Here is a 22921-nt window from a genome sequence, read left to right as displayed (position 1 = left end):
GGCCTCGGGGGCCGAGAACAAAACTGGCGGGCATTATTGCAAGTAATTCTTGTTAACAAAAGTAATACAGTTACTTTTTTTGTGCGATGGCTAGCCGCCCGTCCCCCTCGGAGGCTAGTCTGCGGCTTTGCCAGAGGAATTCTTGATGTCCGCGCCTTCTGTTTTGATCGCCGGCTGCGGTGATATCGGTGGCCGCCTGGCCCGTCAGTTATTGGCCGCACATTGGCAAGTCCATGGCCTGCGGCGTACGGTTTCGAGCCTGCCGGCCGGCGTCATCGGCGTGGCGGGGGATTTGTTCAGCGAGCAATGCCCGGCCGATTGGCCCACCGGTTCGTTGGATTACCTGGTGTACAGCGCCGCGGCCACCGACCATGACGAAGCGGGCTATCGCTCGGCTTATGTCGAAGGGTTGCAGCATGTGTTGGGCTGGTTGAAGCAGCATGGGCAGCAGCCCAAGCGTCTGCTGTTTGTGTCCAGCAGCAGTGTTTATGGGCAACAGCTGGGCGAATGGGTGGATGAAACCTCGCCAACCGTGGCCAGCGGCTATTCCGGTCGCCTGATGCTCGAAGCCGAGCAAGTGGCCTTGGGCAGTGGCATCCCGGCCAGCCGCGTGCGCCTGACCGGCATCTATGGGCCGGGTCGGGAATGGTTGCTGAGCCAGGTGCGCCAAGGGTATCGCGTCGTGATCGACCCGCCGCTGTACGCCAATCGCATCCACGCCGACGATGCGGCCGGCTTGCTGGCGTTCCTGCTGGAGGCCGATCGCCAGGGCCAGATGCTGGACGATTGCTACATCGGCGTCGACGACGCCCCTGCGCCGCTGGCCGAGGTGGTGGGCTGGTTGCGTGAATACATGGGCGTCACCCAGTGGGCCGAAGACGCCAGCGTGCGTCGTGCCGGCAGCAAGCGCTGCAGCAATGCCCGGGCGAAGGCCTTGGGCTGGACGCCGCGGTATCCGAGTTTTCGCCAGGGGTATGCGGCGATTCTGGAAGGGCGCAGCTGACACGGGCTTGCTCGGCGTGTGCTCGATGATATTGTTCGGCGCCAAGGGCTAGATCTCTATGGGCTCTTACCGTCCTGAGTACCTTCCACGTCTTGACTTGGTTCATCAAGCTCGCCGAGCATTATCCGTTGCTTGCCGAAACCAGGAGTGATCCGAAGGCCACTCGCAACCGTTTCAATCATCTTTTGCGTCGTCGATGTGGGCCAACATCCGATCGAACGATCTAACCGCGACAAGGACCGTCATCAATGCAAGCCAGTTTCAGCAAAGGCGTTATCTTTGCACTCTCCGCCGCCGCACTTAACGCCACGATAGGCGTGCTCAGCAAAGTGCTCATGAGCAATGGCTTCACCGCCAGCAGTGTCGCCGTCATAAAGACCGTCCTGGGTTGTCTACTGCTCTCGGCCTTGCTGCTGTTTATCAAGCGTCCGGCGACGACGGCCAAATGGACCCAGGCGGCGATCTGCGCGTTTCTCGGTATCTTTGTGCTGTTCCACTTCGAAACGGCTGCCTATCGGCATTACGCTGCGGCGGGTGTAGTCGTGATGCTGATGGCCAGTGCTTCCATTTCCTCGATTGTGCTCGGACGCATAATCCTCAAGGATGCGATCACCGCGAACGCCACTGTGGGCGCCGCCTTGGCGATCGCCGGAATCGCGGTGATCTTTGGCGCCGATCTGCGGCAGGGCTTCACGCTCCAAGGCGTTGCGCTCGCGTCCATGGCGGGCTGCGGCTATGGGGCGTTTTCGGTAGCCATGAAACGGATGGGCGTGTCCGGTGGGCTGCACTTCACTCGTCAGTTGCTGTTCTTCGGCAGCCTGTACTTGCTGATGCCGGCTTCGGCCGACGGCTTCGTGATCGGTGAGCTGTCGCCCTGGGCGATTGCCGCACTGCTGGCGCTGGCCGCGCTGCCGACCATCCTCGGCTTTTTTTGCACCACCAAGGCAATCGAGTACCTCAAGCCATCCCAGGTGCAAGCCTTGGAGCTGACCGAGCCGCTGTTCGCCGCACTGCTGGCATTTGTTGTGCTCAATGAGGTGCCACGCGAAAGCCTGTACCCGGGCGCACTGCTGATCATCATTGGGCTGTGTTTCTCCAATGAGCTGATCCGCCTGGGCAGAAGAAAGCCTGTCCCCTCTCGCGTGTGAACCTTTACCGGCGTGGGGCGCCCGTACATTTATTTCGAGGCGCCCTATCCCTTACTGCTTTTCCAGCACCCATTGCCGAGTCCCCGGCGTGAACGACGGCATTTCATCGGCCAGCGCGGCGTTGACGGTCTGGAAAATCTCCAGCCGCTTGCCGTCGCGGGCAAAGATCCAGGTGTTGCCCTGGCCGTTCTGCTGCAACCAGATGTTGTCGTTGCCACCGCTCATGGAGGCGCAATCGCCGGCCAGGCACAAGGCGTAACGATCGGCGCCCGGCAGCCCGCTGACCTGGCCGTCGGGCTGGAATTGCACGCTGGCGCCCTGGCCGGGGCCGTTGACGATGCTCCAGGTGCCACCCAGGTAGGCGGTATACAGCGCTCGCTCGAAACTGGCGCCGATCGGCGCACCTGCGGGTACCTGGACTGACGCCCGGTCGAACACCTGCTGCGGTTCGTTCTCGGTGGCGGCCTGGCTTAACTGGTCGCCATCGCGCTTGAGTTCGCTGGCGGAGCTGCCGTAGAAATCGACTTTCCAGGCGCCGTCTTCTTCGCCCAGCAACTTGCCTTCGACGTTTTCAAAGCCGTTGGTGTAGCGCGCCTGACCGGCCCGGGTGTTGACGTCCCATTCCAGGTTCGGGCCGTAGCCCTGCAGCGCTTCGCGAAGCGGGCCGCCCTTGGCGGCAGCGTCGATGGCTGCTTGGTTGATCCAGGTGCCGCTGATGTCACGGTCGGCAGGGTCGCTGGCGCAACCGCCCAGAAGCAGGGCAGCCAGCGAGAGAGCAAGCGCTTTGCGCATGGTGGAATCCTTTCAGAACGAAAACGGCGCAGCAGGGGAGGCTGCGCCGGCCTTATTACTCGATGACCAGGATGGCATCCATCTCAACCTGAGCGCCCTTGGGCAGGGCGGCCACGCCGATGGCGGCGCGGGCAGGGTAAGGCTGGTCGAAGTACTTGCCCATCACCTCGTTGACCTTGGCGAAGTGGCTCAGGTCGGTGAGGAAGATGTTCAGCTTGACGATGTCCTTGAACGAACCACCTGCGGCCTCAGCCACGGCCTTGAGGTTTTCGAACACCTGCACGGTCTGGGCTTCGAAGCCTTCCACCAGCTCCATGGTCTTGGGGTCCAGTGGAATCTGGCCCGACATGTACACGGTGTTGCCGGCCTTGATCGCCTGGGAATAAGTACCGATGGCGGCCGGGGCCTTGTCGCTGGTGATAACAGTCTTGGTCATGAATGACTCCTGATAACGAATGGGCTACGCGCGCATCCGGGTGATGCGGATAACGCCGGTCAGGGCGCGCAGTTTCTTGATCACGCGGGCCAGGTGCACACGGTCGTGTACGCTGACTACCAATTGAACGACGCTGATGCGGCCATCGCGTTCGTCCATGCTGATTTTTTCGATATTGCCGTCGGCGGCATTGACGCTGCTGGCCAGCAGCGCGATCAGGCCGCGCTGGTGCTCCAGCTCGACCCGCAGCTCGACGTTGAATTCGCCGGTGACATCCTTGGCCCAGGAGAGCTGGATGCATTTTTCCGGGTTATGACGGATTTCGCTGATGTTGCGGCAGTTGTCCAGGTGCACCACCATCCCTTTGCCGGCGGACAAATGGCCGACAATCGGGTCGCCCGGGATCGGTGTACAGCACTTGGCATAACTGAGCACCAGGCCCTCGGTGCCGCGAATCGCCAGCGGACCTTCGGGGCTTGGCAACTGTTCGCCTTCACCGAGCAGCCGACGGGCAACGACGTAGGCCATGCGATTGCCCAGGCCGATGTCTTCGAGCAGGTCTTCGATCAGTTCGAGGCGGTATTCATTGAGCATCAGTTGCACACGCTCGGCCGGGATCTTGTCCAGGGAGCTGTCGAAACCGTTCAATACCTTGTTCAGCAGGCGTTCACCGAGGCTGATGGATTCGGAGCGGCGTTGCAGTTTCAGGGCATGACGGATATGGGTGCGGGCCTTGCCGGTGACCACGAAATTGAGCCATGCCGGGTTGGGTCGTGCGCCCGGGGCGCTGACAATTTCCACCGTGGAGCCGCTTTGCAGCGGTTCGGACAACGGTGCCAGGCGGCGGTTGATCCGGCACGCGATGCAACTGTTGCCGACGTCGGTGTGTACCGCATAGGCAAAGTCCACGGCCGTGGAGCCTTTGGGCAGCTCCATGATCCGGCCCTTGGGCGTAAAGACGTAGACCTCGTCCGGGAACAGGTCGATCTTCACGCTCTCGATGAACTCCAGGGAGTTGCCGGCGCGCTGCTGCATTTCCAGCACACCCTTGACCCACTGCCGGGCGCGGGCATGGGTGCTCTTGGGTTGTTCGTCGCCGCTGGATTTGTACAGCCAATGGGCGGCGATGCCGTTGTTGGCCATCTCTTCCATTTCGCGGGTGCGGATCTGGATTTCGATGGGTACGCCGTGCATGCCGAACAGCGTGGTGTGCAGCGACTGATAGCCGTTGGCCTTGGGAATCGCGATGTAATCCTTGAAGCGCCCCGGCAACGGTTTGTACAAATTATGTACAGCTCCCAGCACGCGATAGCAGGTGTCGACCTTGTCGACGATGATCCGGAACGCGTAGACGTCCATGATCTCGTTGAAGGCCCGACGCTTGCCGCGCATTTTCTTGTAGATGCCGTAGAGGTGTTTCTGCCGCCCGCTGACTTCGCCTTCGATGCCGTCGATGGCCAGGCAGTGGCTCAGGGATTCTTCGATCTTGTTGACGATTTCCTTGCGGTTGCCCCGGGCGCGCTTGACGGCCTGGTTGATCCGCGCCGAACGCATCGGGTGCATGGCCTTGAAGCCGAGGTCTTCGAACTCGATGCGGATCGCGTGCATGCCCAGGCGATTGGCGATGGGTGCGTAGATTTCCAGGGTTTCCTTGGCGATGCGCCGGCGTTTTTCGCCGGACAGCACTTCCAGGGTGCGCATGTTGTGCAGGCGGTCGGCGAGCTTGACCAGGATCACGCGAATGTCGCGTGCCATGGCCATGGCCATTTTCTGGAAGTTCTCGGCCTGGGCCTCGGCCTTGGTCTCGAAGTTCATCTGGGTCAGCTTGCTGACCCCGTCGACCAGTTCGGCCACGGTTTCGCCGAACTGCGCTTGCAGCGCTTCCTTGGCAATGCCGGTGTCTTCGATCACGTCATGCAGCATCGCCGCCATCAGGCTCTGATGGTCCATGTGCATGTCGGCAAGAATATTCGCCACCGCAAGAGGATGCGTGACGTACGCCTCGCCACTGCGGCGGCGTTGGCCGTCGTGGGCTTGTTCAGCGTAGAAATAGGCTCGGCGGACCAGGTTGACCTGGTCCGTGCCGAGATAGGCCGATAAGCGATCGGCGAGGGCGTCTATGCTCGGCATGATGATGACTCCTGCCGTCTGCTGTGACCCCGCGCCGTGCTACGTCGACCAGGCATAGGCTTAGACCGCCTCGTTGGACTCGTCCTCGAACGCTGCGAACAGCGGTTCGTCTTCGACGATTTCAGCGTTGGCGATGAACTCGTAGCTCATCAGGCCCTCGGCGATTTCACGCAGCGCTACTACTGTAGGCTTGTCGTTTTCCCACTGGACCAATGGCTCTTTGCCGCCGGTGGCCAGTTGACGGGCACGCTTGGTAGAGAGCATGACCAGCTCAAAGCGGTTTTCCACGTGTTCTAGGCAGTCTTCAACGGTTACGCGGGCCATGGTATTCCTCGGAGCGAATGCAATATGCGCGCTGCCCGGTTGGGCGAGCGGACTCGACAGTTTAAAAAAACACCAGCGTTTAGGGAAGCGCTGATTTTTTAACCAAACCCCTCGGCGCGCTGCGACTACCAATGTAAAGCCGTCGCAGCGGTTTTGGGAAGGGCTGTTCAGCCCAACAATTCGGCCAATAATTTGCCGAAACGTTGCTGTTGGCGTTTCTGCTGCAGCTGGCTGGCGCGGAAAATCGCCTTCAGGTCGTCCAGCGCGTGGGCGAAATCGTCGTTGATGATCAGGTAATCATAGTCGACGTAGTGACTCATCTCGCTGACCGCTTCGCGCATCCGGCCCTCGATGATGTCGTCGCTGTCCTGGCCACGGTTGGTCAGGCGCTGGCGCAAGGCTTGCTGGCTTGGCGGCAGGATAAAGATCGAACGAGCCTGGGGCATCAGCTTGCGCACCTGCTCGGCGCCTTGCCAGTCGATTTCCAGGATCAGGTCGTGACCTTCGTCCAGGGTCTGCTGCAAGTAACTTTGCGAAGTACCATAAAGGTTGCCGAAAACTTCGGCGCGCTCCAGGAAGTCGCCGTGTTCGGCCATCTTCACGAACTCTTCGCGGTCGACGAAGTGATAGTTCACACCATTCACTTCGCCCGGACGCATGGCGCGGGTAGTGTGCGAGACCGAGACGCGGATCTGCGGTTCGGCATCGATCAGTGCCTTGACCAGGCTGGTCTTGCCGGCGCCCGAGGGCGCGGAAATGATGTAGAGGGTGCCGGTGCTGTGGGTCATGTCGTTAGCCTTACTCAATGTTCTGCACTTGTTCGCGCATTTGTTCGATCAACACCTTGAGGTTGACCGCCGCCTGGGTGCTGCGCGGGTCGAAGGCTTTGGAGCCCAGTGTATTGGCTTCGCGGTTGAGCTCCTGCATCAGGAAGTCGAGGCGGCGACCGGCCGCGCCGCCGGACTTGAGCACCCGGCGAACTTCGATGATGTGGGTGCTCAGGCGATCCAGTTCTTCGGCCACGTCGCTCTTTTGCGCGAGCATGACCATTTCCTGTTCCAGGCGTTGCGGGTCCAGCTCGGCCTTCATGTCGGTGAAGCGGTCGAGGACTTTCTGGCGCTGGGTGGCGAGCATCTGCGGGACCAGTTCGCGCAGGGTGCTGACGTCTTCTTCGATGGAGGTTAGGCGCTCGTTGATCAGTCGGGCCAGCTCCGCGCCTTCGCGCTCGCGGCCGGCCTTGAGTTCCTTGAGACCTTCATTGAACAGCGTCATCGCCTCGGCGTTCAGCGCTTGGGGGTCGCTCGCATCGCCCACCAGCACGCCGGGCCAGGCCAGGACTTCCAGTGGGTTCAAGGCGGCAGGATGCTTGATCAGGCTGGCGACGGTTTCGGCCGCGGCGACCAGTTGCGCGGCGCGCTCACGGTCCACCTGCAAGGCTTTGCCAGTGCTTTCTTCGGTGAAGCGCAGGGTGCATTCCAGCTTGCCCCGGGACAGGCACTGGCGCAGCGCCTCGCGCACGCCGCCTTCGAGGTCGCGGAAAGACTCGGGCAGGCGCAGGTGTGGCTCCAGGTAGCGGCTGTTGACCGAACGCAGTTCCCAGCTCAGCGTGCCTTGGGCCCCGGCTTTTTCGACGCGGGCGAAAGCGGTCATGCTGTGCACCATGGAGGGTCCTCGCAATGCAGGCGGCCACAACGGGTGGTGGTGGGGCCTGGAATCTGTGAATAAAAGCCGAAGGGCAGCAAAGGCGCAGGATTGTAGCGCAGTGAAGCGCATGCCCCAAACGCGCATGTGACAAAGCGCTGCAACCCGTCGGGCAGGCCTTTGCGCGGCTTCGCTCGCGCCGGCTTTTTGGAGCCGAGTGACGTTTGACTGCCCTATGACGATTCACGGCTCTATAATGCTCGGCAGTTTTCCGTCCTCCGTACAGGTATTCCCTATGAAACGTCCAAGTGGTCGCGCTGCCGATCAGCTTCGCTCGATCCGCATTACCCGCAACTACACCAAACACGCCGAGGGATCTGTACTGGTCGAATTCGGTGATACCAAAGTCATCTGCACTGTCAGTGTCGAAAACGGCGTGCCACGCTTCCTCAAGGGGCAGGGCCAGGGCTGGCTGACGGCCGAATACGGCATGCTGCCGCGCGCCACGGGTGAGCGGAACCAGCGTGAGGCCAGCCGTGGCAAGCAGGGCGGTCGTACCCTGGAAATCCAACGCTTGATCGGCCGTTCGCTGCGTGCCGCTCTGGACATGTCCAAGTTGGGCGACGTGACGCTGTATGTCGATTGCGACGTGATCCAGGCCGATGGCGGTACCCGTACTGCCTCCATCACCGGGGCCATGGTCGCCCTGGTCGATGCCTTGAAAGTGATCAAGAAGCGCGGCGGCCTCAAGGGCGGCGACCCGCTCAAGCAAATGATTGCCGCTGTGTCCGTGGGCATGTACCAGGGCGAGCCGGTGCTGGACCTGGATTACCTGGAAGACTCCGCTGCCGAGACTGACCTGAACGTGGTCATGACCAGTGCCGGCGGTTTCATCGAAGTCCAGGGCACTGCCGAGGGCGCGCCGTTCCAGCCAGAAGAATTGAACGCTATGCTGGAATTGGCGAAGAAAGGCATGAACGAGATCTTCGAACTGCAAAAGGCCGCCTTGGCTGACTGATCGATTCCCGCTTCAAGACAAGGAGAGTGTCATGAGTGATGAGCAAATCCTACTGCCCCAGCCGAGCAAAGAGGCGCGTCAATGGGCAATGTTTTGTCACCTGTCCGCCTTGTTGGGGATCTGGATTCCGTTCGGCACGCTGATCGGGCCGCTGGTGCTCTGGCAGCTCAAGCGTGAGTCCGACCCGTTCATCGATGCCCAGGGCAAGGAAGCGCTGAACTTCCAGATCACCGTGGCGATTGCCTCGGCGATCAGCCTGCTGCTGATGGTCGTGGTGATCGGCTTCTTCCTGTTCGGCCTGGTGGCCATCGGTGCGCTTGTGCTGACGATCATTGGTGGCGTGAAGGCCAATGAAGGGCAGCCGTATCGGTATCCGTTTACCTGGCGCCTGGTCAAATAACGATCAGCCCTGCGATCCAAGGACAATGCCCCGGCCTATCGGGGCATTGTCTTTTTTGAAGTCATAAATGTTTCTTTTTATGTGCAGTTTCCCATTGCGTAGCGAGTTATTGTGCGCATATTCCGCTCTTACACTTCTAGTCACAACTGCACGGCTTTAGTGCGGTCTCTATGCTTGGCAATAAGACGCTTCGATTGATAGAGTTGCGCCAAGTTATATTCCTTCAGAAATATTTCGATATATTCAGACCATTGAAGGTCCTTGAATTCAAAGCCAATCAGTGTTGAGGCAATCAACCTGTTCAAGAGGCGTGTCCAGGTAAAAAGTTCGCCCCTGAATATATGTTCAAAGAATAAACACTCATGTTTCAGCTCGATTTCTATGGAACACTTGTCGCCGCCTCTCTGGTGCTTTTGCTGGGGCGCGGACTTGTTACGCGTGTTGGTTTCCTTCGCGCCTACAATATCCCTGAGCCTGTAGCGGGCGGGCTGGTAGTTGCCCTGGTGCTCCTGGCTTTGCGGGGGCTTGAAGTTGAAGTTCGATTTGATACTTCATTGCAGACACCGTTGATGCTGGCATTTTTTGCCACGATTGGCCTGAGCGCGGACTTCGCGAGCCTGAAGAAAGGCGGGCGCGTGGTTGGGATTTTCCTGCTGGCGGTCGTCGGCCTGTTGGTGGTCCAGAACGCCATGGGCATCGGGCTCGCAACAGTGCTGGAGCTCGATCCGTTGATGGGGTTGCTGACTGGCTCGATCACCTTGGCGGGCGGTCACGGTACTGGCGCGGCGTGGGGGACGGTGTTCAGCGAGAAGTTCGGCCTGGCTTCTGCCTCCGAACTTGCGATGGCTTCTGCGACGTTTGGCTTGGTGTTAGGTGGCTTGATCGGTGGGCCGGTTGCGCGCCTGCTCATCAAGCGTGTTCAGTCACCCGGCGGTCTTGAATCAGAAAAGCCCCGGATACCCAAGGGTTTCGAACAGCCGAACAAAGAGCGCTCGATTACGCCGTTTTCGTTTATTGAGACGCTCGCCCTGATTGCAGTCAGCCTTCTGGCCGGTACGCTCTTGAATGGGCAGCTCCACGACACCGCATTCGAGTTGCCGACGTTCGTTTGTGTCTTGTTCGTGGGGGTGGTCTTGCGCAATGGACTTTCGGCACTTGGCTTGTATCAGGTCTTTGAGCGAGAAGTATCCGTACTTGGCAATGTCAGCCTGTCACTGTTTCTGGCTATCGCCTTGATGTCACTCAAGTTGTGGGACCTGGCGTCACTGGCATTGCCGATATTCATTATCCTGGCGGCCCAGACATTGGTCATGGCGCTGTTTGCGATTTTCGTGACGTTCAGAATCATGGGCAGTCATTACGATGCAGCCGTCTTGGCGGCAGGGCATTGCGGTTTTGGGTTGGGCGCCACGCCGACGGCCATCGCCAACATGCAGGCAGTGACTCAGCGCTACGGGCCTTCACAGATAGCGTTTCTGGTGGTACCGATGGTGGGAGCGTTCTTCATCGATATCATTAACGTCATCGTCATCAAGTTGTACCTTGCCCTGCCGTTGTTTGCCGTGGCTTGAGGTTCTGCGCGGTAGCGTTCGCCATAAAAAATGCCCGTATCTTGCGATACGGGCATTTTCTTTTTCAGTCGACCTGGGAATGTCGCCGGTACGCTAGATGGTCAGCGTCCAGTCGTAATCCACGATCAGCGGCGCATGCTGCGAGAACCGTGGCTGGCGCGGCAGGCGGGCGCTGCGTACGAAGCGGCGCAGGCCAGGCGTCAGCAACTGGTAGTCGAAGCGCCAGCCAAGGTTGAGCATCTCGGCCTGTTCGTTGTCCGGCCACCAGCTGTACTGGTCGCCTTCACGGCTGACTTCGCGCAGGGCGTCGACATAACCCATGTTGCCAATGATCTCGTCCATCCAGGCCCGTTCCGGCGCCAGGAAACCAGGAGATTGCTGGCTGTCGCGCCAGTTCTTGATATCCAGCTTCTGTTGCGCCACGTACAGCGAGCCACAATAGATGTACTCGCGACGTTTGCGCCGCTGTTTATCCAGATAACGGGCGAAGTCGTCCATCAACTTGAATTTCTGATTCAAATCTTCATCGCCGTTCTGCCCCGAAGGGAGCAGTAAGGTCGCGATGCTGACCTTGTCGAAATCGGCTTGCAGGTAGCGCCCGTAGCGGTCCGCCGTCTCGAAACCGAGACCGTTGATGACAGCCTTCGGTTGCAGCCGCGAGTACAAAGCCACGCCACCCTGGGCGGGGACTTCGGCATCGCAGGCATAAAGGAAGTAACCATCCAGTTGGAAGGCTGCATCGTCCAGTTCAAAGGCGGAGGCGCGGGTGTCCTGCAGGCAGATGACGTCGGCATTCTGTGCTTGCAGCCAACTGAGCAAACCACGCTCGACTGCAGCCTGAATACCATTGACGTTCACACTGATGATCCGCATAAATGGCCCCAAAAATCACGTGCGTGTATGATACACGCCGTGTACCTATTTAGCTAAATCCGCGGTATTTGAGGCTTTTTTTCATGCAGGCGTATCAGCGCGATTTCATTCGCTTTGCCATCGATCGCGGCGTTTTGCGCTTCGGTGAGTTCACCCTCAAGTCCGGGCGCACCAGCCCGTACTTCTTCAATGCCGGCCTGTTCAACAGCGGTTCTGCCTTGGCGCAACTGGGTCGTTTCTATGCGGCGGCCATCGTCGAGAGCGGCATCCCGTTCGACGTGCTGTTCGGCCCAGCCTACAAAGGCATCCCGCTGGCCGCCACCACTGCCGTCGCCCTGGCTGAACATCACGACCGCGACTTGCCTTGGTGCTTCAACCGCAAGGAAGCCAAGGCCCATGGCGAAGGCGGCAGCCTGGTGGGTGCCCCGCTGACCGGCGACGTGTTGATCATCGACGACGTCATCACTGCCGGCACTGCCATTCGCGAAGTGATGCAGATCATCGCTGCCCAGGAAGGCGCCAAGGCCGCTGGCGTGCTGATCGCCCTGAACCGCCAGGAGCGCGGCAACGGTGAGCTGTCGGCGATCCAGGAAGTGGAGCGTGACTTCGGCATTCCGGTGATCAGCATTGTGTCGCTGAACCAGGTGCTGGAGTTTTTGGCCGACGATCCGCAGCTCAAGCAGCATTTGCCGGCGGTTGAGGCTTATCGGGCGCAGTTTGGTGTCTGAAAAACCAAAGGCCCTGTGAGACAGGGCCTTTTATTCAGTGGCGCTCACTTGCGAAGGCAAAGGGCGCGCAGTAAAGCATCCACTTGTCCAAACGCGTCCTGTTGCCACTGGTCCGGGGTCCGATCCTCAAGGATTTGGCTGTCTTCGACGAAACGCCTTACAGAGGTCGGGCCATAGCCGTCGGCTACATCAAATTTTTGGCAGATGTGCAGGAAGCCTTGTTCGCCACTTCCGGTTTCAATGACGGGGCGGCATTCTTCAGCGAGTGCCGCTATGCCACCTGGATAATTACGGACGCAATAGTAGATGTCGTAGGCGTCTTTTTGCTTATGTCGCCCATTAAGGGCATAGCCCTTCATCGCGAGCAGTGCCGGGATAGAGCAAACGGCAACCTCGACGCGATTTTTGCCGCCAGTTGGCATGGGGCCTTCAATCGCGACCATCTGATAGAACCGCATTGCCAAATCGGCGCCATCGGCACGTTGAACCGCAAAGTCATTCAGGATAGGCGGTTTATTCTGGATGATCTCGGCATCGCGAGGCATCAAGAAATCCACGATCACATCTATCGGGGCGCCCCCATCGTTCACGGGAACCTGGCGAACGAGCTGGAAGCGTCGTAGCTCTCCTCTTTGCTCATACCCATTGCCCATCAGGGCCTCGACCAGTGTTGCGTACTCGCCATCGCCAAGTGCTTCTGCATCTAGGCTCAAGTCGACGTCGAGCGTACCCACATGCGGCATGTCATTATGGGCAAGGAGCAGCCATGGCACCGCTCCTCCGATCACTGCGAACTTGCCTTTGAAACTTCCCAGAATCTGGCCCATTTCGACGAGCACGGCCTTCACTGCGGCCGTAGTCCTATCCTCATAATCCGAGGCAGATTGAGGCTCTTGCGGCACTAACGGGGCCATGTCAATTTTTCCTGGCGTAAATACTCAGCAGCTTCTTTTGCGCGTTCTCCGGCCACCGTCAAATCCAGATAGGTCTGAACCGGGCTGGTGCACAGCACGCCGGGTGCTGCTTCGACGGTGTCCAGTAAAAGTCCTTCGTCCCTGGGAACGGTGATCACCACATTTTCGCCCTTGGCCGCAGGGACAAGCTGTAGAGCTTCGATCAGTTTATCCAACCCTTCACTGTCGGCATAAAAGTAATGCGTGCCCACACGGGCATAGGGCGCGAGCCATTGCGCGGCGGAAAACGAGGAGAAAAGCGTGCGCCCGCAGCTCTGTTCGCCAATAACGCTCCGCGCTGCATTTTCCAGGGCGCTGCCATGTAAGGTGGTATAGAACTTTTTACGCTCCCCCGATGGAGGTTCGTAGGCCTCGACCCATGCATCCAGCAGGGCCTGAGGATCGCATAGGAAGAATCCATTGCTTGTTACCTGCCCCCATTCCCGATCAAGCAGGGCGGTACGCACATTGCTGACTTGACCCAAGCTTGTGCTGGCCGCTTCGGAGAGCTCAATTACCCGCCATGCATGGGCCGGTTCGCGCAGCATTGCACGAAGGATCTGTGCTGACTTCGGCTTGAAGAGTGACTTCAGCTCTCTATGTTCTGCTGGCGGCTTATCCGCAACTTGACGGTCGATGAATACGCCATCGAATGAAATCCAGGCATTACCCTCAAGGTCCAAGTAGCCGACACCTTTTTCCCGACATGCCTGCCTGGCAGCGGGCGAGAGATAGGGGGCGATTACGATAGCTGTGACTTCAATGTCCCACGCAGTTACGTAGTCACGAAGCTGAAGGATGGCTGCGTTTACAAATCTGGGCTGCCCACTGGCTTTAACCTCGCAGACCAGAGAGCGAGATTTACCCGATGTGGCTATTTCAACGATGAAATCGGGGGCCCAGTATTTTGTCTGCGGCGCGGCTTCCAGGCTTTTTATTTCGATGATTGGCACTTTGCGCAGGAGATCGCACAACGCCTCTTTTGAGCTTTTTTCGAAATCTTTCATTGATGGAGCCCTTTTCAACGAATGTTGAAAATAGGTCAACTGGTGAAATTCTTCCAGTATTTTCAATAAATATGGCAGTTTCAGCGTTTGTTGAAAGGCGCGTATTTGATGAAAATCCAGCTTCTCTCGACATTCTCGAGCGCAAAAAAAATCGCGAGCCTCGCCAGCCCTAACGGATTTTCGCAAACTCGAAAATCCAATTGGAGCTGTAAAGGTCGCGATCTGTTGCGTTTCCGGTATTAAGGCCGCTTGCGATTGCTGATCAACGTACCCACGCCAGTATCGGTGAAGATCTCCAGCAGAATCGCATTCGGCACCCGGCCGTCGATGATCAGCGAGCTGCCGACGCCGCCCTGCACCGCTTCCAGCGCGCAACGAATCTTCGGCAGCATGCCGCCGTAGATGGTGCCGTCGGCGATCAGGTCATCGACCTGCTGGGTCGACAGTCCGGTCAGGACTTTGCCCGACTTGTCCATCAGGCCGGCGATGTTGGTCAGCAGCATCAGCTTTTCAGCTTTCAGTGCCTCGGCCACCTTGCCCGCCACCAGGTCGGCGTTGATGTTGTACGACTCGCCGTTGGCGCCCACGCCGATGGGTGCGATCACCGGGATGAAGTCGCCCTTGACCAGCAGGTTCAGCAGATCGGTGTTGATACCGACCACTTCGCCCACATGACCGATGTCGATGATTTCCGGCTGGGTCATCTCCGGTGTCTGGCGGGTTACGGTGAGTTTCTTCGCCCGGATCAGCTCGGCGTCCTTGCCTGTCAGGCCGATGGCGCTGCCGCCATGACGGTTGATCAGGTTGACGATGTCCTTGTTGACCTGGCCGCCCAGGACCATTTCCACCACATCCATGGTCTGCGCGTCGGTCACGCGCATGCCATCGATGAAGTGGCTTTCGATCGACAGGCGCTTGAGCAGGTCGCCGATTTGCGGGCCGCCGCCGTGGACCACCACCGGGTTGATGCCCACGGCCTTCATCAGCACGATGTCGCGGGCGAAGCCGGTCTTGAGCTCCTCGCTTTCCATCGCGTTGCCGCCGTATTTGATCACCAGGGTCTTGCCGACGTAGCGTCGGATATAAGGCAACGCTTCGGACAGGACCTTGGCGGTGTTGGCGGCGGCTTCGCGTTCGAGGGTCATTCAGGGCTCCGGTAGTGCTTCAAAAAATCAAAACGGTAGTTGGAGATCAGGTGCAACACGTTTGAGTTGGGTGTGGAACACATCCTTGATGCGCTGCAGTTCGGCCTCGTTGTCGGCCTCGAAACGCAGTACCAGCACCGGTGTGGTGTTGGATGCGCGAACCAGGCCCCAGCCGTGGGGATAGTCGACCCGCACACCATCGATGGTGGTCAGTTCGGCGCCTTCGCCCCATTGAGCGTCGTGCAGTGCATCAATGATGCTGAATTTGCTCTCTTCGGTCACATGGATATTGATTTCTGGCGTAGAAATATCGTTCGGGAAGGTTGCGAACAGCTCTTCGGCGCTGGATTTCTCCTTGCTGAGGATTTCCAGCAGGCGCGCGGCGCTGTAGATGCCGTCGTCAAAACCGAACCAGCGCTCCTTGAAGAAGATGTGGCCGCTCATTTCGCCGGCCAGCAGGGCGCCGCTTTGTTTCATTTTCTTCTTGATCAGCGAATGGCCGGTTTTCCACATCAGTGGACGACCGCCGTATTCCTTGATCAACGGCACCAGGCGACGGGTGCATTTAACGTCGAAGATGATTTCGGCGTTCGGATTGCGCGCTACCACGTCCTTGGCAAACAGCATCAGCAGGCGGTCGGGGAACACCACGCTGCCGGTATTGGTCACCACGCCCACGCGGTCGCCGTCGCCGTCGAAGGCCAGGCCCAGGTCGGCGTTCGTTTCCTTGACCTTGGCGATCAGGTCTTCAAGGTTTTCCAGCTTGCCCGGATCCGGGTGGTGGTTAGGGAAGTTGCCATCCACGTCGCAGAACAGCGGGATGACTTCGCAGTTCAGGGCTTCGATCAGTTGCGGGGCGATCACGCCAGCCGCGCCGTTGCCGCAGTCGACCACCACTTTCAGGCGACGAGCGAGCTTCACGTCCTTGACGATTTCGTCGTTGTAGCGTTCGAGGATATCGACCTTGGTGATGCTGCCCTGGCCGCTGCTCAGGTCGTTGGTCTTGAGGCGGGTGTGCAGGGCCTGGATCTGCTCGTTGGCAAGGGTGTCGCCAGCGATGACGATCTTGAAACCGTTGTAGTTCGATGGGTTGTGGCTGCCGGTGAGCATCACTCCGGATTTGCCGGCCAGCACGTTGGCGGCGTAGTACAGCGCCGGGGTCGGCACCAGGCCCACGTCGCTGACGTGGCAGCCACTGTCGGCGACGCCTTTTATCAGTTGTTCGACCAGCTCAGGCCCCGACAAGCGGCCATCACGGCCGACACACACGTTCGGTTCGCCCTGGGCCAGGCTCTGGGAGCCAATGGCCCGGCCGATCCAGTAGGCGGTTTCGGCGGTAAGGGTGTCCGGTACCACGCCACGGATGTCGTAGGCGCGGAAGATGCTGTCAGGGAAGATCGGGGCGATTGCGGCTGGGGTGTTCATGGGCGGGGCGCTCTATCAGGAAAGTGACTGGACAGGCCGACGGGTCGCGTCGGCAGGCTCAAGCTGAAGGGTATGACGGCGTTTTTGACAGAGAGTTCGTGGTGGGAAAATGCCATGAGACAGCGTTATCCCGGCCTCGCTCGCCTAATACGTTGATTCCGGATGGGAAACCTAGCAGAAAGCCACTGCGCATTTTTTGTCCTGAAACACAAGCTTCACAAACGGGCCGGGCAGGACGCCCGGCTTGAAAACACCGGTCAATGGCTGCCGGAATGCCCAAAACCACCCGCGCCACGCTGGCTTTCGTCGAATTCTTCGACCAGTTCGAAGTGGGCCTGGACCACCGGCACCAGCACCAGCTGCGCGATGCGTTCGCCCACGGCAATGTTGAAGGCTGTTTGGCCGCGGTTCCAGCACGACACCATCAGTTCGCCTTGATAGTCGGAGTCGATCAGGCCCACCAGGTTGCCCAGCACGATGCCGTGCTTATGGCCCAGGCCCGAGCGCGGCAGGATCAGCGCGGCCAGGCCAGGATCGCCGATGTACACCGACAGGCCGGTAGGAATCAGCAGGGTCTGGCCCGGCTCCAGGATCGTGTCCTGCTTGAGCATCGCCCGCAGGTCGAGGCCGGCGGAGCCCGGTGTGGCGTATTGCGGCAGCGGGAATTCGTTGCCGATGCGTGGGTCGAGGATCTTGGCTTGTAGGGCGTGCATGACATTTAAACCTGGTTCAGACGTTCGGCGATGAAAGTGATCAGCTGGCGGGCAATCTTGCTCTTGCTGGTCTGGGCGAAAAGTGTGGCGTGCAACTGGCGGTCGATCACGCTGCAGGCGTTTTCTTCGCTGTTGAAGCCGATGCTCGGGTTGGCCACGTCGTTGGCGACGATCAAGTCGAGATTCTTGTCCTTGAGCTTGCGTGCGGCGTAATCGAGCAGGTGTTCGGTCTCGGCGGCAAAGCCGACACTGAACGGGCGGTCGGGGCGGGTGGCGATGCTGGCCAGGATGTCCGGGTTGCGCACCATTTGCAGGAGCAGGCCGTCGCCGCTTGTAGGGTCTTTCTTCAATTTTTGCGGGGCGACGACTTCGGGGCGGTAGTCCGCCACCGCCGCCGAGGCGATGAACAGGTCGCAGGGGATGGCGGCCTCGCAGGCTGCGAGCATGTCCCGGGCGCTGACCACATCGATGCGCGTGACCCGGTCCGGAGTCGGCAGGTGCACGGGGCCGGTGATCAGTGTTACCCGGGCGCCGGCTTCTACCGCGGCTTCGGCCAGGGCGAAGCCCATTTTCCCGGAGCTGTGGTTGGTGATGTAGCGCACCGGGTCGATGTTTTCCTGGGTCGGTCCGGCGGTGATCAGCACGTGCTTGCCGGTCAGGGCCTGGCGCTGGAAGCAGTCGGCGGCGCACTGGGCCAGGTCGGTGGCTTCAAGCATGCGGCCCATGCCGACATCGCCGCAGGCCTGGCTGCCGGAGGCCGGGCCGAAGACTTTCAGGGCGCGGCTTTCGAGCAATTGCAGGTTGGCCTGGGTGGCCGGGTCGCGCCACATGGCCTGGTTCATGGCCGGCGCCACGGCGACCACCGCGTCGGTGGCGAGCACCAGGGTGGTCAGCAGGTCGTCGGCGATGCCCTGGGCCAAACGGGCGATCAGGTCGGCCGTGGCCGGGGCGATCAGCACCAGGTCGGCCCACTTGGCCAGTTCGATGTGACCCATGGCGGCTTCGGCCGCCGGGTCGAGCAGATCCAGGTGGACCGGGTGCCCGGATAGGGCTTGCATGGTCAGCGGGGTAATGAACTCGCTGCCACCGCGGGTCATGACGACCCGTACTTCCGCGCCCTGGTCGATAAGCCTGCGAACCAGCTCGGCGCTCTTGTAGGCGGCAATGCCGCCGCCGACGCCCAGAACGATGCGTTTCCGATACAGCCGCTGCATAGGCCTGCCTTTCGATTTCAGTGGTCAGTGCAAGACGAACCCCTTGGCAGCAGCTGCCAGGGTGCAAATCGCCTGCAAAAAAGATGGGCTACGATATCACAGCGACCGCTATGGAACAGCGGCGCCCACAATCAGGGAGATGCCATGAGTATTCGCGATTGGCCCGTGGCCGAGCGGCCACGGGAGCGGTTATTGGCGCTAGGGGCGGGGAGTCTATCGGACGCCGAGCTGCTGGCGATTTTTTTGCGCACCGGCGTGTCGGGCAAAAGCGCGGTGGATCTGGCGCGACAACTATTGATTCAATTTGGCAGTCTGCGCGCGCTGCTTGAAGCCGATCAGATCACATTCAGTAATCATATGGGGCTCGGACCGGCGAAGTTTGCCCAACTGCAAGCGGCTCAGGAAATGAGTCGTCGGCATTTGGCTGAACGGGCACGGGAAAAGACCACGCTGGAAAGCCCGTTCGCGGTGCGTGAGTACCTGAAATCGATGTTGCGTCACGAACCCCACGAGGTGTTCGGGTGCCTGTTTCTCAATGCCAAGCACCAGGTGCTGACCTTCGAGGCACTGTTCCGCGGCTCTATCGACAGCGCCAGTGTCCATCCCCGGCAGGTCGTCAAGCGCGCCCTGGCCCACAACGCCGCCGCGTTGATCCTGTGCCACAACCACCCCTCCGGCAACACCGAGCCCAGCCAGGCCGACCGGGTGCTCACTGAGCGGCTTCAGGAGGCGTTGGAACTGATCGATGTGCGGGTGCTCGACCACTTCATTGTTGGCGATGGGGAGCCGCTGTCGATGGCGGAGCATGGGTGGATGTGAGGCAGCGGCAAGCTGTCAGCTTCAAGCCGCAAGTTCAGAGCCGGGTGTGATCTGCTCTTGAGCTTGCAGCTTGCAGCTTGCAGCTTACGGCTTGAGCCTGACCTTCGAGTAATCCTGCCGCCCAAACGGGCTGACCGAGTAACCCTGCACATCCTTGCGGGCCAGGGCGAACGCGGTCGGGTGCGCCAGGGGCAGCCACAGGGCCTGTTGCTGGATCTGGGCCTGGGCCTGCTCGTAGAGCTTGGCCCGCACGCCTTGTTCGCCGGTGGTCTTGCCGGCGCTGATCAGTTTGTCCAGGTCGGGATTGCAGTAGCGGGCGAAGTTGGTGCCGGACTTGACCGCCGCGCAGGAAAACTGTGGCGTGAGGAAGTTGTCCGGGTCGCCGTTGTCGCCGGCCCAACCCATGAACAGCAAATCATGTTCGCCGGCCTTGGCGCGACGGATCAGTTCGCCCCATTCGATCACCCGGATCTCGGCCTGGATGCCGATCTGCGCCAGGTCGGACTGCAGCAGTTGCGCGCCGACGCTGGGGTTGGGGTTGAGCAGGCTGCCGGAAGGGCGGGTCCAGATGGTGGTCTGGAAGCCTTCCTTCAAGCCGGCCTTGGCCAACAGGTCGCGGGCCTTGGCCAGATCATGGGCGTAGCCGGGCAGGCTTTTGGCGTAGCTCCAGGTGTTGGGCGGGTAGGGGCCATTGGCGGCTTCGGCGGTGCCTTCGAAGACGCTCTTCAGGTAGCTGGCCTTGTCGAAGGCCAGGTTGATGGCTTGGCGCACCTCAGGCTTGTCCAGCGGCGGATGCTGGCTGTTGATGGCCACGAACGCGGTCATGAAGGCGTCGGTCTGCTCGACCTTCAGCGTAGGTTCTTGCTTGGCGGCTTGTACGTCCAGCGGCTTGGGCGACAGGGCGATCTGGCATTCGTTGCGACGCAGTTTCTGCAGGCGCACATTGGCATCCGGCGTGATGGCGAAGACCAGCGGGTCCACTTGGGGCTTGCCGCCGAAATAGGCGTCGTTGGCCTTGTAGCGAATCGAGGCGTCCTTCTGGAACCGGCTGAAAATGAACGGGCCGGTGCCGATCGGCAGGCTATTGAGCTTTTCCGGCGTACCGGCCTTCATCAACTGATCGGCGTATTCGGCCGAGTAAATGGAGGCAAAACCCATGCTCAACGTCGCCAGGAAGGTCGAGTCGGCGTGATCGAGGGTGAAGCGCACGGTCAACGGGTCCAGCGCATCGACTTTCTTGATCAGCGCTGGCAGTTGCATGGACTGGGCGTGGGGGAAACCGCTTTGCGCCACCTTGTGCCAGGGGTTCGCCGGGTCGAGCATGCGCTCGAAGCTGAACTTCACGTCCTCGGCGGTCAGGTCGCGGCGCGGCGTGAAGTAGTCGGTGTGGTGGAACTTGACCTGTGGCCGCAGCTTGAACACGTAGGTCAGGCCATCGGTGGAGACTTCCCAGCGCTCGGCCAGGCTGGGGACCACTTTGCCGCCGGCGGTATCGAAGTCCACCAGGCGGTTCATCAGCACGTCGGCGGAGGCGTTGGTGGTCGTCAGGGAGTTGTACTGGACGACATCGAACCCTTCCGGGCTGGCTTCGGTACAGACGCTCAGGGCGGCGGCCAAGGCCTGTGGGGTGATCAGCAGAGGGGCGAGCAACAATGGTAGGGCAGCGAGGCGCATGGTCGGTTTCCTGTGCAAGTCGAAGGCCCATCTGCGAGTGCAGTCTGGAAAAGGCCTACCCTAGTGGGCTCGCCGCTAAATGACTATCCCCTTTTTGCATTTTCCGGCACTCTGCGCCAACGCGTGGATGGACTAAAAATCGCCACAGGTGAAAAAAACCTGCATGCAGCGACGAGCGGTAAGGTGCTGTGCCAGCCTCTGCCCCCGCCGCCCGGGGCGGTTGGTCGATGATTCGCCATGAAGACAAATCACATCGGCTGTTGTTGCGCTGTGGTCTTTCTGGTATAAAGCAGCGCTCTTTTCTAGGGGCCCGGTTCCTTCACTGTAGGTGTAGCCGGTAAGACCCTTAAAGAAACGCGGCGCCTGGCGCCAAATGACTGAGAGATTAAGCGGCCAACCCATGCCGGGTTGGGCATGTGGTTTTAGAGGGCTGAGGCATGTCGAGAGTCTGTCAAGTTACCGGTAAGGGTCCGGTGACTGGGAATAACATTTCCCACGCAAACAACAAAACCCGTCGTCGTTTCCTGCCGAACCTGCAGCATCACCGCTTCTGGGTTGAAGAAGAGAAACGTTTTGTGCGTCTGCGCGTATCTGCCAAGGGCATGCGTATCATCGACAAGCGTGGCATCAGTGTCGTGCTGGCCGAACTTCGTCGCGATGGCAAGGTTTAAGGGAGCTAATCATGCGTGAATTGATTCGTTTGATCTCGAGCGCCGGTACTGGTCACTTCTACACTACCGACAAGAACAAGCGTACTACCCCGGACAAAATCGAGATCAAGAAATATGATCCGGTTGTTCGCAAGCACGTGATCTACAAGGAAGGCAAAATCAAGTAATTGATTTTTCCCTTCTTACGAAAAAGGCCCGTATCGCGAGATACGGGCCTTTTTTGTTGCGCTTGGATTGTGTGGTCAGCGACGAGGGGGTCAGCCGCAGTTGATGCTGACAATGATCCTGTCGGCGTCGGTGTGCAGGTTGATCCGGCGCGGACGCAGGTCCCAGCTCGACGGATATTTCGGGCCTGTGGCGCGGACGGGGGCTCCATTGGCCAAGGCGCGAACCTCTTCAAGCAATTGAGGGGTGCATTTTTGGCCGATGGTGTATTGGGCGATGGCGAGATCGCATTGATCGGGTACGACGGGCATATTGCCTCCTTGCAATAGTGATAGGGTCAGGGCGCTCACCTGTCGGTTGGCCGCACGTCCTGTGCGTGCCGTTGCGACGATAAAATACGTGATGCCCGTGAGCAGTCTTATCTGCTGCGCTGGTCTTTACCAGCGATAGAGTGTCAGCTTCTTTTTCGGCGGGGCTCAAGCCTTCTGCTCGAACACCACGTAAATCTTGCGGCACGGCTCCAGCACTTCCCAAGTGCCCTGGAAACCCGCTGGGATCACAAAGCGGTCGCCAGCCCGCAGGGTCTTGGCATTGCCATTGTCGTCCCGCAGCACGGAAACACCCTGGACGATCTCGCAATACTCATGCTCGGTGTAATTGACCGTCCACTGGCCGACGGCGCCTTCCCATACGCCCGCGTTCATCTGCCCGCAGGGGCTGCTGTAATGGTTGAACACGGTTTGCTCGGGGTCGCCCTTGAACACCTTGGCCGGGTCCGGGCGATAACGTTCGGCGGTGGTATTGGCCTGGCTGAAATCGACGATGTCCTGAATGCTCATGCGGGTGATCCCCAGTGATCGCTTGGAAGGCTTCGAGTCTATGTTTATTAAAACGAACATCGCAAGGTCGTTTGCCCGCGTTGTGTCAAATATATTGAAACATGACCAGCCGCTGGTTTAGGGTGGCGGGTGCCCTATGCCGAAAACGGCGCCGAAACCAGGCTGGTTGGGCAGAATACTTTTGAGCGCTGCGCACCGCGCGGCGTTCGTACTCAATAAGAGGAGGACACAC

Annotated in this window: 24 protein-coding genes and 1 pseudogene; 9 read left to right on the top strand and 16 right to left on the bottom strand. The window is 59.8% G+C overall.

The genetic code is table 11. From position 1 onward, the window contains the following. The first annotated feature begins 145 nt into the window (after positions 1-145). Positions 146-1003 carry an SDR family oxidoreductase gene (locus tag BM300_RS15395; RefSeq protein WP_092221252.1) on the top strand — a complete coding sequence of 286 codons (858 nt, stop codon included), beginning with the start codon at positions 146-148 and terminating at the stop codon, positions 1001-1003. 248 nt (positions 1004-1251) lie between these two features. Beyond that, complete coding sequence (locus tag BM300_RS15390) at positions 1252-2151, top strand: DMT family transporter (RefSeq protein ID WP_063323795.1); 900 nt, start codon at positions 1252-1254, stop codon at positions 2149-2151. A 51-nt stretch (positions 2152-2202) separates the two neighbouring features. Here the strand turns inward: BM300_RS15390 and BM300_RS15385 are convergent, their stop codons facing one another. The 6 genes from BM300_RS15385 to BM300_RS15360 all read right to left on the bottom strand — a co-directional run bounded on the left by BM300_RS15385 (position 2203) and on the right by BM300_RS15360 (position 7495). Then, on the bottom strand, positions 2203-2943 hold the full coding sequence (locus BM300_RS15385) for a hypothetical protein (RefSeq protein WP_092148302.1): 741 nt from the start codon (positions 2941-2943) through the stop codon (positions 2203-2205). 55 nt (positions 2944-2998) lie between these two features. Next, the gene (locus BM300_RS15380; RefSeq protein ID WP_003206880.1) at positions 2999-3379 is read right to left on the bottom strand and encodes a RidA family protein; all 381 of its coding nucleotides are present in this window, start codon (positions 3377-3379) and stop codon (positions 2999-3001) included. A gap of 24 nt (positions 3380-3403) precedes the next feature. After that, positions 3404-5509 (bottom strand): bifunctional GTP diphosphokinase/guanosine-3',5'-bis pyrophosphate 3'-pyrophosphohydrolase, encoded by a 2106-nt coding sequence (gene spoT, locus BM300_RS15375; protein WP_063323797.1) that lies wholly within the window; start codon positions 5507-5509, stop codon positions 3404-3406. 60 nt (positions 5510-5569) lie between these two features. Beyond that, positions 5570-5833, bottom strand: coding sequence for a DNA-directed RNA polymerase subunit omega (gene rpoZ, locus BM300_RS15370; RefSeq protein ID WP_003177259.1), 264 nt, complete (start codon positions 5831-5833; stop codon positions 5570-5572). 167 nt (positions 5834-6000) lie between these two features. Beyond that, positions 6001-6621, bottom strand: a complete 621-nt coding sequence (gene gmk, locus BM300_RS15365) for a guanylate kinase (protein ID WP_003206877.1) — start codon at positions 6619-6621, stop codon at positions 6001-6003. 10 nt (positions 6622-6631) lie between these two features. Continuing rightward, positions 6632-7495: a YicC/YloC family endoribonuclease gene (locus BM300_RS15360; protein WP_092463249.1), complete on the bottom strand. Its 864-nt coding sequence runs from the start codon at positions 7493-7495 to the stop codon at positions 6632-6634. A gap of 274 nt (positions 7496-7769) precedes the next feature. Between BM300_RS15360 and rph the strand changes: the two genes are divergently transcribed. The 3 genes from rph (at position 7770) to gltS (ending at position 10463) form a co-directional block, all read left to right on the top strand. Next, positions 7770-8492: a ribonuclease PH gene (gene rph, locus BM300_RS15355; RefSeq protein ID WP_003177262.1), complete on the top strand. Its 723-nt coding sequence runs from the start codon at positions 7770-7772 to the stop codon at positions 8490-8492. A 31-nt stretch (positions 8493-8523) separates the two neighbouring features. Further along, positions 8524-8892 (top strand): DUF4870 domain-containing protein, encoded by a 369-nt coding sequence (locus tag BM300_RS15350; RefSeq protein ID WP_013694558.1) that lies wholly within the window; start codon positions 8524-8526, stop codon positions 8890-8892. A 362-nt stretch (positions 8893-9254) separates the two neighbouring features. Then, a complete protein-coding gene (gene gltS, locus BM300_RS15345) occupies positions 9255-10463 on the top strand; it encodes a sodium/glutamate symporter (RefSeq protein ID WP_092148300.1) in 1209 nt (402 codons plus the stop codon). A gap of 93 nt (positions 10464-10556) precedes the next feature. On the opposite strand, the gene BM300_RS15340 is transcribed toward gltS, so the two are convergent. Further along, the gene (locus BM300_RS15340; RefSeq protein WP_013694557.1) at positions 10557-11336 is read right to left on the bottom strand and encodes an exodeoxyribonuclease III; all 780 of its coding nucleotides are present in this window, start codon (positions 11334-11336) and stop codon (positions 10557-10559) included. An 83-nt stretch (positions 11337-11419) separates the two neighbouring features. Here BM300_RS15340 and pyrE point away from each other — a divergent pair, with 83 nt between their 5' ends. Beyond that, positions 11420-12064 (top strand): orotate phosphoribosyltransferase, encoded by a 645-nt coding sequence (gene pyrE, locus BM300_RS15335; RefSeq protein WP_092148297.1) that lies wholly within the window; start codon positions 11420-11422, stop codon positions 12062-12064. A gap of 44 nt (positions 12065-12108) precedes the next feature. On the opposite strand, the gene BM300_RS15330 is transcribed toward pyrE, so the two are convergent. From BM300_RS15330 to coaBC, 6 genes and pseudogenes are all read right to left on the bottom strand, one after another. Beyond that, positions 12109-12978, bottom strand: coding sequence for a hypothetical protein (locus tag BM300_RS15330; RefSeq protein ID WP_092221256.1), 870 nt, complete (start codon positions 12976-12978; stop codon positions 12109-12111). Next, positions 12966-14210: a type IV toxin-antitoxin system AbiEi family antitoxin gene (locus tag BM300_RS15325; RefSeq protein WP_256575835.1), complete on the bottom strand. Its 1245-nt coding sequence runs from the start codon at positions 14208-14210 to the stop codon at positions 12966-12968. Before BM300_RS15325 ends, BM300_RS15330 begins: the two co-directional genes overlap by 13 nt. 53 nt (positions 14211-14263) lie before the next feature. Continuing rightward, the gene (argB, locus tag BM300_RS15320; RefSeq protein WP_003206871.1) at positions 14264-15169 is read right to left on the bottom strand and encodes an acetylglutamate kinase; all 906 of its coding nucleotides are present in this window, start codon (positions 15167-15169) and stop codon (positions 14264-14266) included. A gap of 27 nt (positions 15170-15196) precedes the next feature. Then, positions 15197-16600 (bottom strand): annotated as a pseudogene (locus BM300_RS15315) (phosphomannomutase/phosphoglucomutase); the annotation flags it as partial. Positions 16601-16851: 251 nt separating this feature from the next. After that, the gene (dut, locus tag BM300_RS15310) at positions 16852-17307 is read right to left on the bottom strand and encodes a dUTP diphosphatase (RefSeq protein WP_003206867.1); all 456 of its coding nucleotides are present in this window, start codon (positions 17305-17307) and stop codon (positions 16852-16854) included. A gap of 5 nt (positions 17308-17312) precedes the next feature. Further along, positions 17313-18521 carry a bifunctional phosphopantothenoylcysteine decarboxylase/phosphopantothenate--cysteine ligase CoaBC gene (gene coaBC / locus BM300_RS15305; RefSeq protein WP_003206865.1) on the bottom strand — a complete coding sequence of 403 codons (1209 nt, stop codon included), beginning with the start codon at positions 18519-18521 and terminating at the stop codon, positions 17313-17315. 144 nt (positions 18522-18665) lie between these two features. Between coaBC and radC the strand changes: the two genes are divergently transcribed. Further along, entirely contained in the window at positions 18666-19340 is a 675-nt protein-coding gene (radC, locus tag BM300_RS15300) for a RadC family protein (RefSeq protein ID WP_092148294.1), read from the top strand. Positions 19341-19424: 84 nt separating this feature from the next. Here radC and BM300_RS15295 read toward each other — a convergent pair whose 3' ends face one another. Beyond that, positions 19425-21014 (bottom strand): ABC transporter substrate-binding protein, encoded by a 1590-nt coding sequence (locus BM300_RS15295; protein WP_092463246.1) that lies wholly within the window; start codon positions 21012-21014, stop codon positions 19425-19427. Between the two features lie 437 nt (positions 21015-21451). On the opposite strand from BM300_RS15295, the gene rpmB reads away from it, so the two are divergent. Both rpmB and rpmG read left to right on the top strand, forming a co-directional pair. Next, positions 21452-21685 (top strand): 50S ribosomal protein L28, encoded by a 234-nt coding sequence (gene rpmB, locus BM300_RS15290; protein ID WP_003177273.1) that lies wholly within the window; start codon positions 21452-21454, stop codon positions 21683-21685. 11 nt (positions 21686-21696) lie between these two features. Continuing rightward, the gene (gene rpmG / locus BM300_RS15285; RefSeq protein WP_003177274.1) at positions 21697-21852 is read left to right on the top strand and encodes a 50S ribosomal protein L33; all 156 of its coding nucleotides are present in this window, start codon (positions 21697-21699) and stop codon (positions 21850-21852) included. A gap of 90 nt (positions 21853-21942) precedes the next feature. Here the strand turns inward: rpmG and BM300_RS15280 are convergent, their stop codons facing one another. Both BM300_RS15280 and BM300_RS15275 read right to left on the bottom strand, forming a co-directional pair. Beyond that, on the bottom strand, positions 21943-22161 hold the full coding sequence (locus BM300_RS15280; RefSeq protein ID WP_063323806.1) for a peptidase inhibitor: 219 nt from the start codon (positions 22159-22161) through the stop codon (positions 21943-21945). A gap of 165 nt (positions 22162-22326) precedes the next feature. Then, complete coding sequence (locus tag BM300_RS15275; RefSeq protein ID WP_072343141.1) at positions 22327-22689, bottom strand: cupin domain-containing protein; 363 nt, start codon at positions 22687-22689, stop codon at positions 22327-22329. Between the last annotated feature and the right edge of the window lie 232 nt (positions 22690-22921).

It is taken from the genome of Pseudomonas sp. NFACC46-3 (assembly GCF_900114515.1).
Taxonomy (GTDB): domain Bacteria; phylum Pseudomonadota; class Gammaproteobacteria; order Pseudomonadales; family Pseudomonadaceae; genus Aquipseudomonas; species Aquipseudomonas fluorescens_Q.
This window is presented reverse-complemented; position numbering and strand designations above follow the sequence as displayed.

Bases quoted from the DNA above. Each gene is read 5' to 3' on its own strand.
- BM300_RS15395 (WP_092221252.1), top strand. From the start codon at position 146: ATGTCCGCGCCTTCTGTTTTGATCGCCGGCTGCGGTGATATCGGTGGC.
- BM300_RS15390 (WP_063323795.1), top strand. From the start codon at position 1,252: ATGCAAGCCAGTTTCAGCAAAGGCGTTATCTTTGCACTCTCCGCCGCC.
- BM300_RS15385 (WP_092148302.1), bottom strand. From the start codon at position 2,943: ATGCGCAAAGCGCTTGCTCTCTCGCTGGCTGCCCTGCTTCTGGGCGGT.
- BM300_RS15380 (WP_003206880.1), bottom strand. From the start codon at position 3,379: ATGACCAAGACTGTTATCACCAGCGACAAGGCCCCGGCCGCCATCGGT.
- spoT (WP_063323797.1), bottom strand. From the start codon at position 5,509: ATGCCGAGCATAGACGCCCTCGCCGATCGCTTATCGGCCTATCTCGGC.
- rpoZ (WP_003177259.1), bottom strand. From the start codon at position 5,833: ATGGCCCGCGTAACCGTTGAAGACTGCCTAGAACACGTGGAAAACCGC.
- gmk (WP_003206877.1), bottom strand. From the start codon at position 6,621: ATGACCCACAGCACCGGCACCCTCTACATCATTTCCGCGCCCTCGGGC.
- BM300_RS15360 (WP_092463249.1), bottom strand. From the start codon at position 7,495: ATGGTGCACAGCATGACCGCTTTCGCCCGCGTCGAAAAAGCCGGGGCC.
- rph (WP_003177262.1), top strand. From the start codon at position 7,770: ATGAAACGTCCAAGTGGTCGCGCTGCCGATCAGCTTCGCTCGATCCGC.
- BM300_RS15350 (WP_013694558.1), top strand. From the start codon at position 8,524: ATGAGTGATGAGCAAATCCTACTGCCCCAGCCGAGCAAAGAGGCGCGT.
- gltS (WP_092148300.1), top strand. From the start codon at position 9,255: ATGTTTCAGCTCGATTTCTATGGAACACTTGTCGCCGCCTCTCTGGTG.
- BM300_RS15340 (WP_013694557.1), bottom strand. From the start codon at position 11,336: ATGCGGATCATCAGTGTGAACGTCAATGGTATTCAGGCTGCAGTCGAG.
- pyrE (WP_092148297.1), top strand. From the start codon at position 11,420: ATGCAGGCGTATCAGCGCGATTTCATTCGCTTTGCCATCGATCGCGGC.
- BM300_RS15330 (WP_092221256.1), bottom strand. From the start codon at position 12,978: ATGGCCCCGTTAGTGCCGCAAGAGCCTCAATCTGCCTCGGATTATGAG.
- argB (WP_003206871.1), bottom strand. From the start codon at position 15,169: ATGACCCTCGAACGCGAAGCCGCCGCCAACACCGCCAAGGTCCTGTCC.
- dut (WP_003206867.1), bottom strand. From the start codon at position 17,307: ATGCACGCCCTACAAGCCAAGATCCTCGACCCACGCATCGGCAACGAA.
- coaBC (WP_003206865.1), bottom strand. From the start codon at position 18,521: ATGCAGCGGCTGTATCGGAAACGCATCGTTCTGGGCGTCGGCGGCGGC.
- radC (WP_092148294.1), top strand. From the start codon at position 18,666: ATGAGTATTCGCGATTGGCCCGTGGCCGAGCGGCCACGGGAGCGGTTA.
- BM300_RS15295 (WP_092463246.1), bottom strand. From the start codon at position 21,014: ATGCGCCTCGCTGCCCTACCATTGTTGCTCGCCCCTCTGCTGATCACC.
- rpmB (WP_003177273.1), top strand. From the start codon at position 21,452: ATGTCGAGAGTCTGTCAAGTTACCGGTAAGGGTCCGGTGACTGGGAAT.
- rpmG (WP_003177274.1), top strand. From the start codon at position 21,697: ATGCGTGAATTGATTCGTTTGATCTCGAGCGCCGGTACTGGTCACTTC.
- BM300_RS15280 (WP_063323806.1), bottom strand. From the start codon at position 22,161: ATGCCCGTCGTACCCGATCAATGCGATCTCGCCATCGCCCAATACACC.
- BM300_RS15275 (WP_072343141.1), bottom strand. From the start codon at position 22,689: ATGAGCATTCAGGACATCGTCGATTTCAGCCAGGCCAATACCACCGCC.